The following is a 12,798-nucleotide window of genomic DNA, read 5'->3' on the forward strand; positions in this document are numbered from 1 at the left end:
TCTGCTACAATCGCGCCTCATTTTTTGGATGGATAGCATTTTCACATGGGTTCCGAAACAAAAACCACACAAGCGCCCGCGTTACGTCGCGAACTCAAGGCGCGTCACCTGACGATGATCGCCATTGGCGGTTCCATTGGTACAGGCCTGTTTGTTGCGTCCGGCGCAACCATTTCTCAGGCGGGCCCGGGCGGCGCGCTGTTTTCCTATATTCTGATTGGCCTGATGGTGTACTTCCTGATGACCAGTCTTGGCGAGCTGGCAGCCTATATGCCGGTATCCGGTTCTTTTGCCACCTATGGTCAGAACTATGTGGAAGAGGGCTTCGGCTTCGCGCTGGGCTGGAACTACTGGTACAACTGGGCGGTAACGATCGCCGTTGACCTGGTGGCTGCGCAGCTGGTGATGAGCTGGTGGTTCCCGGATACCCCAGGCTGGATCTGGAGCGCGCTGTTCCTGTGCGTTATCTTCCTGCTGAACTACATCTCGGTGAAAGGCTTTGGCGAAGCGGAATACTGGTTCTCGCTCATCAAAGTAGCGACCGTTATCATCTTTATCGTCGTTGGCATCATGATGATCCTCGGCATCTTCAAAGGTGCGCAGCCTGTCGGCTGGAGCAACTGGACAACCGGCGACGCGCCGTTTGCCGGTGGGTTATCGGCAATGATTGGCGTGGCGATGATCGTCGGCTTCTCCTTCCAGGGTACCGAGCTTATCGGTATTGCGGCGGGCGAATCTGAAGATCCTGAGAAGAACATTCCGCGCGCGGTGCGTCAGGTGTTCTGGCGTATCCTGCTGTTCTATGTGTTCGCGATCCTGATTATCAGCCTGATCATTCCTTACACCGACCCAAGCCTGCTGCGTAACGACGTGAAAGATATCTCCGTCAGCCCGTTCACGCTGGTGTTCGAACACGCGGGTCTGCTCTCTGCGGCGGCGATTATGAACGCGGTTATCCTGACGGCGGTGCTGTCGGCGGGTAACTCCGGGATGTACGCTTCTACCCGTATGCTCTACACCCTGGCCTGTGACGGCAAAGCGCCGCGCATCTTCTCGAAGCTGTCTCGTGGCGGCGTACCGCGTAACGCGCTGTATGCAACAACCGTCATTGCGGGCCTGTGCTTCCTGACCTCGATGTTTGGCAACCAGACCGTCTACCTGTGGCTGCTGAACACCTCCGGGATGACCGGCTTTATCGCCTGGCTGGGGATTGCGATTAGCCATTATCGCTTCCGTCGCGGCTACGTGATGCAGGGTCATGACTTGAACAACTTGCCGTACCGTTCCGGGTTCTTCCCGCTGGGGCCAATCTTCGCCTTCGTGCTGTGCCTGATTATTACTCTGGGCCAGAACTACGAAGCGTTTCTGGCCGACACCATCGACTGGGGCGGCGTAGCGGCAACCTATATCGGTATTCCACTGTTCCTGGTTATCTGGTTCGGTTATAAGCTGACCCGCGGTACGCACTTCGTACGCTATAGCGAAATGCACTTCCCGGAACGCTTTAAGAAATAATCAGCCGTTCGGTTTACGATGAAAGCCTCTCTTCGGAGAGGTTTTTTTATGCTCGCCACCGATGAAATAGACGCAAATAGTTACTTCTTGACATAACTTTAAATAACCTTAATTGATAATCGTTATCATTACGTTTATTATCACACCTCATATAAAAGGATGAAGCCATTTCCACTCCTGATGGATAAAACCTGGAGGGACCAGCCACATCTGCATAAAACAACAGGCCGTCGGTCAACGGCATTGCAGCATTTGTGAGTAAGACCTCTTTGTTTTAATTCAGTATTCACCTCATGGAGATATGGAATGTTTAGGTTAAACCCCTTGGTTCGGGGCGGGCTTTGTGCGTCCGTAATGTCCCTGGCGCTGCCTGTCAGCGCTGCCGATGATAAAGACGTGATGGTCGTAACGGCGGCTGCCACCGAGCAAAGCGTGAAGGATGCGCCCGCCAGTATCAGCGTGATCACTCAGGAAGATTTGCAGCGCAAGCCGGTGCAGAACCTGAAAGACGTGCTGAAAGAAGTTCCGGGCGTTCAGCTCACCAACGAAGGGGATAACCGCCAGGGCGTCAGCATTCGCGGCCTGGACAGCAGCTACACCCTGATTCTTATCGACGGTAAGCGCGTCAACTCGCGTAACGTCGTCTTCCGCCACAACGATTTCGACCTCAACTGGATCCCGGTAGACGCCATCGAGCGTATCGAAGTGGTGCGTGGGCCGATGTCCTCGCTGTACGGCTCCGATGCGCTGGGCGGCGTGGTCAATATCATCACCAAAAAGATTGGCGCTAAATGGACGGGAACCGTCACCGCGGATACCACGATTCAGGAACATCGCGATCGCGGTGACACCTGGAATGGCCAGTTCTATACCGCAGGCCCGCTGGTGGATGGCGTGCTCGGCATGAAGGCTTTCGGTAGTCTGGCAAAACGCGAGAAGGACGCTCAGCAGACTTCTACAACCAGTACCACCGGTGAGAGCCCGCGTATTGAAGGCTTCACCAGCCGAGATGCCAACGTTGAATTTGCCTGGACGCCAAACGAGAACAACGATATTACCGCGGGCTACGGCTTCGATCGCCAGGACCGCGACTCTGACTCGCTCGATCGTAACCGCGTTGAACGCCAGAACTACTCGTTAAGTCACAATGGTCGATGGGAACTGGGCAACAGCGAGCTTAAGTACTACGGCGAGAAGGTCGTCAATAAGAACCCTGGCAACGCCAGTGAAATCACCTCGGAAAGCAATACCATCGACGGGAAATACGTGTTGCCGCTGGGGGTGATTAACCAACTGGTGACCTTCGGTGGTGAATGGCGCCACGATAAGCTTAGCGACCCAGTTAACCTGACGCGCGGTACCAGCAGCGAAACGTCAGCCAGCCAATATGCGCTGTTCCTCGAAGATGAATGGCGCATCTTCGAGCCGCTGGCGCTGACCACCGGTATCCGTATGGACGATCACCAGACCTATGGCGATCACTGGAGCCCGCGTGCGTATCTGGTCTATAACGCGACCGATACCGTGACGGTAAAAGGGGGCTGGGCGACGGCGTTTAAAGCGCCTTCTCTGCTGCAGCTGAGTCCTGACTGGGCCACCAATTCCTGCCGTGGCGGCTGCCGTATCGTTGGTAGCCCGGACCTGAAGCCGGAAACCAGTGAGAGTTTCGAAGTGGGTCTTTACTACCAGGGCGAAGAGGGCTGGCTGGAAGGCGTGCAGGCCAACGTCACCACCTTCCAGAATGACATCGACGACATGATTAACATCAGTCGTACGCGTGATAAGAATGCTGCGCCGGGCTATCCGAACTTTGTTGGTTTCGATAACGGTGTGCCGGTGTTTGCCTACTACAACGTTAACAAAGCGCGTATTCGCGGCGTGGAGTCCGAGCTGAAAGTACCGTTTGGCGACGACTGGAAGGTGACGTTGAATTACACCTATAACGACGGGCGAGACCTGAGTAACGGCGGTGACAAGCCGCTGCAGGAGCTGCCGTTCCATACCGGTAATGGGCGTGTAGACTGGAGCCCGATTCAGGACTGGACGTTCTATCTGGCGGGAAGCTATACCGGTAAGCAGCGTGCCGCGTCGGCTACGGCGAAAACACCGGGCGGCTATACCACCTGGGATATCGGCGGCTCATGGCAGGCGACCAAAGACGTCAAGCTGCGTGCGGGCGTGCTTAACGTCGGGGATAAAGACCTGAATCGTGATGACTACAGCTATAACGAAGATGGTCGCCGCTACTTTATGGCAGTGGATTACCGCTTCTAAGTCTGTGCTAACCCCGGCGGCGCTTACGCTTGGCCGGGCTACTGACTACGGTAGTCCGGGCGAGCAAAGGTACAAACCGGAAACATAGGTAACACTTTAGACCGGATACATGGGTAACAGTTATAACTGGCATAGAAGAGGAGACTCGCTATGCCCTGGACTGAGACCCGACCTATGCAACGCCTTGATTTTATCCGTGCCAGCCAGACTGGCACGATGTCTTTCTCCGCGCTCTGCCGCCTCTTCGGCATCAGCCGTAAAACGGGCTATAAATGGCTCGGGCGTTTTGAGCCCTCAGAGCCTGCGACGCTTTTTGACCGCTCACGCGCACCACACTCACATTCCCGCACCATCCCGCCAGATATTGCTGCCCATCTGATGGCGTTACGACAAAAACACCCTGACTGGGGGCCGAAAAAGCTGCGGATGTGGCTCCTTAATCATCAGGTCGACTTCCCGGTCCCGGCTGCCAGCACCATCGGTGACATCCTCAAACGCCAGGGGCTGGTTCCGGACAGAAAACGCAAACACAGAACCCCCGGTAATCGTCAGCCGCTGACCACTGTCCAGAATATTAATCAGGTCTGGAGCGCTGATTTTAAAGGGAAGTTCAGACTGCTGAGCCGGGAATACTGCCATCCGTTTACGCTAACGGATAACCACAGTCGTTACCTTCTGAGCTGCCGGGGTAACCATCACGAGAACACCGTGTTCGCCCGGCAGTGCCTCACTGATGCCTTCCTTGAATATGGTCTGCCGGATGTACTGCGAACCGATAACGGGCAGCCCTTTGCAGGTGTCGGGGTAGCGGGTCTCAGCCGTCTGTCAGTCTGGCTTATCAAGCTGGGCGTCAGACCCGAGCGCATCAGGAAGGGACATCCGGAAGAAAATGGTCGTCATGAACGCATGCACCGCTCGCTGAAAAGTGCGCTGAAGCACGGGAATATCTTCAGAACGCAGGAGGAGCAACAGGCCTGGTTCAGTCATTACAGAGAAGAGTTTAACCAGGAGCGTCCGCATGAGGCACTGGGAGGAAGTACGCCGGGCCAGGTATGGCGGCCTTCATCGCGTCGCTGGGATGGAAAGGTCCCTGAATATGAGTGGCCTGAGGGGGCACGGCTGTACAGGGTGATGTCGAAAGGAGTAATACACATCGGTAAGGAAGTGTTCCAGAGCGAGGCGCTGCTGGGAGAATACATCATGCTGGAAGAAAAAGATGATGGCGTTGAGGCCATCATCTTTAACGGAATAACGCTTGCTTACTATGACCGGAAAAGCCGTAGTATTATCCGGATAGACTAGGAAAGTGTTACCTATGTTCCCGGTCTGAAGTGTTACCTATGTATCCGGTCGTACAAAAGCGACCCCGGGAATTGCACCATAATAAAAGGCCCGATAAGCGCAACGTTATCGGGCCTTTTATTACCAGTAGCTTTGCCAGTTCCTCGTCGCTCGCACCATCGCTTCCATCAGGAAGTAATCCCCCCAGCTACAGCACTCGTCCACGCCAACCCCACCTTTAAAGTAATAGACCGAATGCTTAAGCAGACCCTGGCCCGGCGTATGCTCGCGGTTAACGTAACCGTCGATCATATTGCCAATCATCCGCAGCGCCAGCGTTTCATAGCTCTCACGATCCGGATGAGTAACAGGCAGATGCTTAACCAGCTCCAGCAGGGCGCAGGCGACGATTGCCGCCGCCGAACTGTCGCGCTCGCTGGTAGGATCGGTCAGCGCCAGATCCCAATAACAGACAAGATCCTCCGGCAACCGGTTCAGATAGTAATTCGCCAGCGTCTGGCTCAGCGTCAGCAGGCGTTCATCGCCGGTGTGCAGGTAGTTCAGCAGGAAGCCGTACACGCCCCACGCCTGGCCGCGCGCCCAGCATGAATCGTCGGAAAAGCCCTGGTGGGTGTTACCAAAGCGCGGCTCGCCGGTTTCTACATCCATATACCAGGTATGGAAGGTCGAGCCGTCTGCACGCACGATATGGCGACGCGCCCGCTCAATGTGCTGCTTTGCCGCCTCGGCGTAGCGCGGGTCTCCGCTAGCCGCGCTGGCTTCATACAGCAGCGGCAGGTTCATGTTGCAGTCGATTATCATGCGGCCCTGTTGCTCAGGATTATCTAGCTCACCCCACGCCTGGATGATCCCGGCCTTCTCGTTGTAGCGCTCCATCAGCGCTTCGGCGGCAAGCAGGGCGATGTAGCCCGCCTCGCGGTTGCCGGTCAGACGCTCGCCCGCCACGCAGGAGAGGCTATAAAGGAAGCCCAGATCGTGATGGTTAGTGTGGTCGCGGTTAATAATCCGCTGGCCGAAGGAGTGAATATGCTGCTCCGCCAGCGTGCGGTAGCGCTCAAGCCCCGTCCACTCATAGGCCAGCCACAGCTGCCCGGTCCAGAAGCTGGTGGTCCATTCGACGTTATCAATAATTGGATAGACCCCGTTTTTACAGGCCGCATCCGGGAAGCGCGAGCCGAAATAGTCGGCATTGTCATCAATAGCCTTCAGCAGCGCAGGCATCGCCCCGCGAATTTTACGGTCAATCTCTTCACGTTCTCCCGGTTTCAGAGTGTATGAGGCAAGGGGTTCTTTTCTGATCTGTTCAGACATCATGCTGGCATATTCCCGTTTTAATTAAGCGCTTGCTGCTTGATTTCCTGTTCTACAGCGCGCTTTTTGTGGCTGTAGCAGGTTGATAAGGTGAGGGCGGAGACGCCGGTGAACACCAGGGCGATAATGCCCATGATGAGATAGGTGTGCTCAAAGCCGATAGTTTGATAGGCATAACCCGCCGGCGGTGCGACGACGATAGAACCGACGTAGATCATCGCCTGGTAGCCCAGCAGGTACATGGTGGCGTTGACGCGTTTGTCGAAATGCTCGGCAATGTATTTGAAGACCGACACCAGAATCAGGGCAATCTCAATACCGTACAGCGGTTTTACAAGGCAGATAATCAGCGGATCGTTGGTCATGCCGGAGATAATCAGGCGCAGGCTGATAACCAGACCGGTAAGCAGCATGCCCTGCTTGGCACCGATGCGGTTGATAATCGCCGGAACCAGCATCATGCCGAAGAATTCTGCGGCGGACTGCGCGGTGCTCATATAGCCGAACATCGCGTTGCCTTCCTCTTTGGTTGAGAAGAAGGTGACGAAGTAGCGGGAGAACTGCTGCTCAGCGATAAACATCATCCAGGCCACGCCCGCGATGTAGAGCGAAAACATCCAGAACTTGCGGTTTTTCAGCAGGTTCAGCACGTCGGTAATGACGATTTTCTCTTTCGATAAAACGTTATTTTCTTCTTTGCCGAAATGGTCCACCTTGAGCGTCAGCAGCACGGCGAACATGCACAGCGCCGACACGCTGCTGATGGCGAAGTTGATTTTTGGCGAAATGTTATAGAGGAAGCCGGAGAAAGAGGAGGCAGTCGCCCAGCCGAGCGCCGCCCACATGCGGATACGGCCAAACTCCATATTATACAGGCGGCTGAAGCGGTCGACGTAGGACTCTTCAGCCGCCACGCCCGCGTACCAGCCGAGGCTAAAGAACAGCGCGCCGACAATCATGCCGGTGATGAAATGCGTTTGCAGCAGCGGCAGGTAGATCCAGATATAGAACGGTGCCATCAACGCCGAGACAATGCACACAAAATAGAGCAGGTGCTTCTTCATGCCGATTTTGTCCATGATGTAGCCGTACACCGGCTTAATCACCACCGCGAACACGCCGTTCACCGCGAAGACGGTGCCGATATCCACGGCATCGAGCCCCGCTTTATCGCCAAGCCAGATAGCGTACAGGCCGAAGCTTGCCGCCCAGGTAAAGGTAAACAGAAAAACAAAGAGACTGAGTTTTATATACGCCGAACGTGTCGACTGAATCATCGTGGTCATTGCGGTCTCCGCCGTTATCCAGAGGTCAGGGTTATCTTATGGTGAGCGTCAGGTCGTTCACGGTTAACTGCTGTGTCGTAACATCAAAATGTAATGGTGCCGGCAGTTCACGCACCGCGCCCGGGTCGGCGCTGACGTAGCAGGCGAGCCAGTAGGAGCCAGCGCTAAGCTGAGTGCGAAGGCAGGGAATCGTGGCCGGCGCGGCGTACAGCAAATTGCTGTTCGGCGGCGTGGTGACGGTGAACGGCTGACGATCGTCGGTCAGGCTCACCATCCGGCTATAGTGGTGCGCGGTTTCAAGGGTGACACCGTTTTCGGTGATGATCTGGTGCGTTTGCTGGTGGCGATTAGCGGCAAATCCGCCCTCAACGCAGTCCAGCGCTCGTGGCGTGTGTATGCGGTGGACGCGAACGTGGCCTTGTGGCAGCGCAACCAGCCAGGTGGTGACGGTCACGTCGTCCCACGGACGCCATTCGCTACGAACCCAGCTATCCGTCACTTCAGAGCATTCACACTCGCGGCGGCCGCGATAGTAGCCATCACCGTTGCTGAACAGCAGCATGGAATCCACCGCCGCGTGGCTCAGGCCGTAGCGCCCACGCTCCAGGGTAAAACCAAACTGGCTGGAATAGGCAAATTTGCAGTACTTCTGCTCGAAGTTAACGAAGTTATTTTTGTCGAACTGACCGGACATCAGCATCCATGCGTGGCGCTGCTCATCGCTATGGATGATGATTTGCCCTGCCTCGGGAATCGGGTGAATCGCGTCCAACGTTGGCAGCGGTTCACATGCGGCCTGCCAGAAGGCGCTCTCTTCCGGCAGCGCCAGAATCAGCATCGCCTTCAGCGCCCAGTAGGGGGAACCGGGGCTGTTGTAGTCCTCGGCCATAATCAGGTTTGGGTAGCTGTAGCCGATGGTGAACAGGCCATCTGCGCCGATAAACGGTTTATCGAGCCAGCTTTCAAGGTGGCGTAAAATCAGCCCCTTCACCACGCCCGGGGTAAATACCTCCAGTTCGGTAAAGGCAACCGCGCTCCAGAACGCAACCTGCACAAAGCGGTAGGTCAGGCTGCGGCCAAACGGTATGCCTTCGCCGTTAGCGGCAAAATAGTAGGCGTAATCTTTAGCGAACTGCTGGGCGCGCTGGCGATAGCGCAGGCAGCGCTCCGGGTCGACGTCCTGCATAAAGTGGCTGTAGATCAGGCCATAAAAATGGAAGGCGCTGGAGATATAATAGTCGCGCGGTTTGCCCGCGCCGTCGCTATACCAGCCGTTGCCGAGCCAGAAGGGCTCAATGGCGTCGAGATGACGGTTGATGACCGCCATGTCGTAGGGGCGTCCGACGCACTTCAGCCCAAGCTGGATGAGCACCGGGAAGAAGTGCCAGTTGTTGTCCGGCACCGAGACGTCTGCGCTCTGGCTGAGCCAGTGGGTGAGATTATCCTGCTCTTCGGCTGAGAGCGACGACCACAGCTTACCGTTGGGCAGCGCGAGGCCGAGACCAAAGGCCGCCATTTCTACGCAGCGTTGGTCGTTGTCGCCGACATCACCCCAGTAGCCTGCGTGCTGTGAGTTACTGCCATTGCGCACGCCGGTGACAAACGCATCGTGCCACGCTGGTACGGTACCGCCGCTCACCAGCGGAAATAGGCCCCACATCAGACGAACAAAACCCTCCATTCCGGCGACGTCGTCCGGGTATTGCGCGGCGGTATCGCCCGCATGAAGTCGCGTGCAGTCCGCCGATAAACGGGGAACCGCCGCCGCTATCCAACCCTCGACTAATGCACCATATTCTTGTTTTGTCCGCATGATGAAATCCCGTTTCAGTTTGTTGATGGCGGACGAATAATAGGAATTTGACGCGGTTGGCAAATGTGATTGTGCTCTTACTTTTAAGCATGAAGGGTAATTAAAAATAATTTTATGGCGTAATTTGGCGCAAAAGTTTTATTCCGATGATGAAAGTTTAAGTTTATTAACATGCGGGGCTGGCACTGTGGCACATTCACAACCAACGGAAGACACCACCTATCTCGAACAGATTCATCTCAACGATAAATCTATCTATTTCAATCGGATGCAGAATCTACCCGCCAACTATTACCACTGGCACCAGTGCGCGGAGATCCTTTCCGTTTCACGGGGGGTGGGCATCGCGCTGATGGAGCATCAGCAATATACGGTGAAGTCGGGGCGACTATTTATTTTTCCACCGGGCAAACTTCACAAGGTTTACGTCGAGCAAAGCGATCGCAACCTCTATCACCGTACTACGCTGCACTTTAACCCGTCGTTGATTGAACCCTGGCTGCGGGATTTTCCCCGTCAGCAGATGCTTCTGCGTCAGCTCTGCGGGCGCGGTGAAAAGGCGAGGGTGTTTGACGTAGGCGACCTACAGCCGGTGATTGAAACGCTGTTGCAGCGCTTTGAAAACTTAACGCACGAAGAGAGCTGGAGTACCAGCGACAGCGCGTTTTTGATTATGCAGCTGATTAGCCTGTTGCCGCAGCAGGAGCAGGCGGTAGGGCATAATACTTTCTCGTCGACGATTATCCGCTGGCTGGAGAACCACTATCATGAACGCTGTTCATTAGAAGAGATTGCTGCCGTGATGGGCTGCTCACGTGGACATACCTCACGGCGGTTTCATGATGAAACCGGCGGGACGATTCAGGCGTATTTAATGATGCGGCGCATTCGCCAGGCCTGCGAGCTGTTGCTGCATTCACAGTATTCGGTGCGGGAGATTGCCGAAAGGGTCGGCTTTACCGAGTACGCGTGGTTTATTACCTGTTTTCGCAAAAATATGGGGAAAACGCCGTTGCAGTATCGCAAGGCGTATCCGTATACGTTGCCGGAGAGATAACCCCCGGCGTCGCGATGCTCGGCTGGGCTTCAACGCCCACGTAGCCCGGACGAGGCGCATAAGCGCCGACTCCGGGGCTGCCATTATTTCAGCAGATACTCGGCGTGGAAGCGCAGGTGATCTTCAATAAACGAAGCAATAAAGTAGTAGCTGTGGTCGTAACCCGGCTGAATGCGTAGGGTCAGCGGCCAGTCTTTCTGCCGCGCGGCTTCGGCAAAGACCGCTGGCTGCAGTTGATCGGCGAGGAACTGATCGTTATCACCCTGATCGATCAACATCGGGATTGCATGCTCTGCCTGGCTTGCCAGCAGCAGCTCGGTGCTATCCCATTCTTTCCAGCGAGCAACGTCATCACCCAGATAGGCATTAAACGCTTTCTGCCCCCACGGCACCCGGCTTGGGTTGACGATCGGCGCAAAGGCGGACGCGCTGCAATATTTGCCTGGGTTTTTCAGCGCCAGCATCAGCGCGCCGTGGCCGCCCATCGAGTGGCCGCTAATCGCGCTTCGCGGGCTCACGTTAAACTGCGCCTGAATCAGCGCTGGCAGCTCGTCGCACAGATAATCATACATGCGGTAATGCGTGGCCCACGGGGACTCGGTGGCGTTCAGGTAAAAACCTGCGCCCTGGCCGAGGTCATATCCGGCATCATTGGCAACACCCTCGCCACGCGGGCTGGTGTCCGGCATCACCAATACAATGCCCAGCTCGGCGGCAACGCGCTGCGCCCCGGCTTTGGTGGTGAAGTTCTCGTCGTTACAGGTCAGGCCAGACAGCCAGTACAGCACCGGCGGCGGCGTTTTTTTCCCTTCCGGAGGCAAAAACAGACTAAAGGTCATCGTGCAATTTAGCGTGGCAGAATGGTGCTGCCAGCGCTGCTGCCAGCCGCCATAACAGCGGTGCTCTTCAAGCATTTCCATGCGGGCTCCTCGCGGTTTTGGTCAAAATATATCAGTCCATCATACAGATAATTCATCAGCGGTGAGTAACTTTCACTTCCGCATAACATCGACATGTTGCATCATAAAGATAACTTTACATTTACATCCGGGGCGTTCATGCCGGTACGTATTGCGCTAAGCGGTTTTCTGGTACTGGTGGCAACAATGGGGATAGGGCGCTTCGCGTTCACCCCTCAGGTGCCGCTGATGATCGGCGAAGGCGAGCTGACGTTGACCAGTGCGGGTCTCGTCGCCGCGCTGAACTATCTGGGTTATCTGGTTGGCGCGTGGGACGCCATGCGCGCCCATCGCGGCGTGGAAATGCGTCTCTATGCCGGGATTGCGGGCGCCGTTGCGCTGACCTTTATCTCCGCGCTGGCGGATAACGCCTGGCTGCACGGCGCGCTGCGCTTTGTGATTGGCTGCATGAGCGGCTGGGCAATGGTGCTGACGGCGGCGTGGGTTAACGAACGGCTGGCGCATTACGCCAGGCCGGGCTTAAGCGCGGCGGTATTTGCCGGGCCGGGTGCAGGCATTGCGCTAAGCGGGCTGCTCGGCGTGTTTATTCATGCGCAGTCGCTGAGCGCAGCGGCAGGCTGGCAGCTGTATGGCGTGCTGGCGCTGCTGTTGGTGGCGCTGATTGGTCGCTGGCTACCGCGTCCCGGCGAGCTGCATCGCAGCGGTGAAAAACCCGAGCCGCTGACCTTAACCACCAACCTCAAACGGCTGGTGTGGAGCTATAGCCTGGCGGGCTTCGGTTACATCTTGCCCGCCACCTTTTTATCGCAGATGGCGAGCCACCGTTTTCCCGAGAGCCTGTTTGCCCAGTTTATCTGGCCGATTTTCGGGCTGGCGAGCATGGTGGGGATTGGCCTGAGTATCGCAATGCGTCGAGTCGGTCACGCCCATCAGCGTCTGGCCGTCGTACTGTGGTTGCAGGGGGTAGGCGTATTGCTGGCCTGGCTGTTGCCGGGAATGAGCGGACTGGTTTGTGGCGCGCTGCTGGTCGGTGGTGGATTCTTAGTGGCGGTTCAGCTTTCACTGCTTTATGGCCGCGAACTGGCACCGAAACACGCACGATATATGGCCGGACTGCTGACCACAGGTTACGCCGTCGGGCAGCTGGTGGGGCCGATGACCTCGGCGATATCCACCTGGCTCACCCAGCGGCTGGAGCCTGCACTGGGCATCGCCGCGGTAGCCTTACTGATTGGCGGCGCGCTGGTCTGGCGTCCTCAGCCTGAAAGATAAGAACGATTGCAATAATTATCGCGACGAATACTGGATTCTGTGCGTCGC

9 protein-coding genes are annotated in these 12,798 nt (G+C 56.3%); 5 read left to right on the plus strand and 4 right to left on the minus strand.

Translation table 11 applies throughout. The features are described from left to right. Positions 1-45: 45 nt before the first annotated feature. The 3 genes from MY052_RS08005 (at position 46) to MY052_RS08015 (ending at position 5,091) form a co-directional block, all read left to right on the plus strand. A complete protein-coding gene (locus MY052_RS08005; protein WP_248538515.1) occupies positions 46-1,515 on the plus strand; it encodes an amino acid permease in 1,470 nt (489 codons plus the stop codon). 306 nt (positions 1,516-1,821) lie between these two features. Further along, the gene (gene cirA, locus MY052_RS08010) at positions 1,822-3,789 is read left to right on the plus strand and encodes a catecholate siderophore receptor CirA (protein WP_248538516.1); all 1,968 of its coding nucleotides are present in this window, start codon (positions 1,822-1,824) and stop codon (positions 3,787-3,789) included. A 150-nt stretch (positions 3,790-3,939) separates the two neighbouring features. Continuing rightward, positions 3,940-5,091, plus strand: coding sequence for an integrase core domain-containing protein (locus MY052_RS08015; RefSeq protein WP_248538517.1), 1,152 nt, complete (start codon positions 3,940-3,942; stop codon positions 5,089-5,091). A gap of 120 nt (positions 5,092-5,211) precedes the next feature. Here MY052_RS08015 and MY052_RS08020 read toward each other — a convergent pair whose 3' ends face one another. From MY052_RS08020 to MY052_RS08030, 3 genes are read right to left on the minus strand one after another with little or no spacing between them, the layout of a single operon-like run. Beyond that, on the minus strand, positions 5,212-6,402 hold the full coding sequence (locus MY052_RS08020) for a glycoside hydrolase family 88 protein (protein WP_248538913.1): 1,191 nt from the start codon (positions 6,400-6,402) through the stop codon (positions 5,212-5,214). 20 nt (positions 6,403-6,422) lie between these two features. Next, positions 6,423-7,688 (minus strand): oligosaccharide MFS transporter, encoded by a 1,266-nt coding sequence (locus MY052_RS08025; protein WP_035893457.1) that lies wholly within the window; start codon positions 7,686-7,688, stop codon positions 6,423-6,425. 31 nt (positions 7,689-7,719) lie between these two features. Beyond that, complete coding sequence (locus tag MY052_RS08030) at positions 7,720-9,501, minus strand: DUF2264 domain-containing protein (protein ID WP_248538518.1); 1,782 nt, start codon at positions 9,499-9,501, stop codon at positions 7,720-7,722. Between the two features lie 187 nt (positions 9,502-9,688). On the opposite strand from MY052_RS08030, the gene MY052_RS08035 reads away from it, so the two are divergent. Then, on the plus strand, positions 9,689-10,558 hold the full coding sequence (locus tag MY052_RS08035) for an AraC family transcriptional regulator (RefSeq protein WP_248538519.1): 870 nt from the start codon (positions 9,689-9,691) through the stop codon (positions 10,556-10,558). Between the two features lie 83 nt (positions 10,559-10,641). Here MY052_RS08035 and fghA read toward each other — a convergent pair whose 3' ends face one another. Beyond that, on the minus strand, positions 10,642-11,478 hold the full coding sequence (fghA, locus tag MY052_RS08040) for an S-formylglutathione hydrolase (RefSeq protein WP_202217583.1): 837 nt from the start codon (positions 11,476-11,478) through the stop codon (positions 10,642-10,644). Between the two features lie 138 nt (positions 11,479-11,616). On the opposite strand from fghA, the gene MY052_RS08045 reads away from it, so the two are divergent. Further along, the gene (locus MY052_RS08045; RefSeq protein WP_248538520.1) at positions 11,617-12,750 is read left to right on the plus strand and encodes a YbfB/YjiJ family MFS transporter; all 1,134 of its coding nucleotides are present in this window, start codon (positions 11,617-11,619) and stop codon (positions 12,748-12,750) included. The last annotated feature ends 48 nt before the right edge of the window (positions 12,751-12,798 follow it).

Source organism: Kluyvera ascorbata (assembly GCF_023195735.1).
Classification (GTDB): Bacteria; Pseudomonadota; Gammaproteobacteria; order Enterobacterales; family Enterobacteriaceae; genus Kluyvera; species Kluyvera ascorbata.

Bases quoted from the DNA above. Each gene is read 5' to 3' on its own strand.
- MY052_RS08020 (WP_248538913.1), bottom strand. From the start codon at position 6,402: ATGTCTGAACAGATCAGAAAAGAACCCCTTGCCTCATACACTCTGAAA.
- MY052_RS08045 (WP_248538520.1), top strand. From the start codon at position 11,617: ATGCCGGTACGTATTGCGCTAAGCGGTTTTCTGGTACTGGTGGCAACA.
- MY052_RS08030 (WP_248538518.1), bottom strand. From the start codon at position 9,501: ATGCGGACAAAACAAGAATATGGTGCATTAGTCGAGGGTTGGATAGCG.
- MY052_RS08005 (WP_248538515.1), top strand. From the start codon at position 46: ATGGGTTCCGAAACAAAAACCACACAAGCGCCCGCGTTACGTCGCGAA.
- MY052_RS08015 (WP_248538517.1), top strand. From the start codon at position 3,940: ATGCCCTGGACTGAGACCCGACCTATGCAACGCCTTGATTTTATCCGT.
- fghA (WP_202217583.1), bottom strand. From the start codon at position 11,478: ATGGAAATGCTTGAAGAGCACCGCTGTTATGGCGGCTGGCAGCAGCGC.
- cirA (WP_248538516.1), top strand. From the start codon at position 1,822: ATGTTTAGGTTAAACCCCTTGGTTCGGGGCGGGCTTTGTGCGTCCGTA.
- MY052_RS08025 (WP_035893457.1), bottom strand. From the start codon at position 7,688: ATGACCACGATGATTCAGTCGACACGTTCGGCGTATATAAAACTCAGT.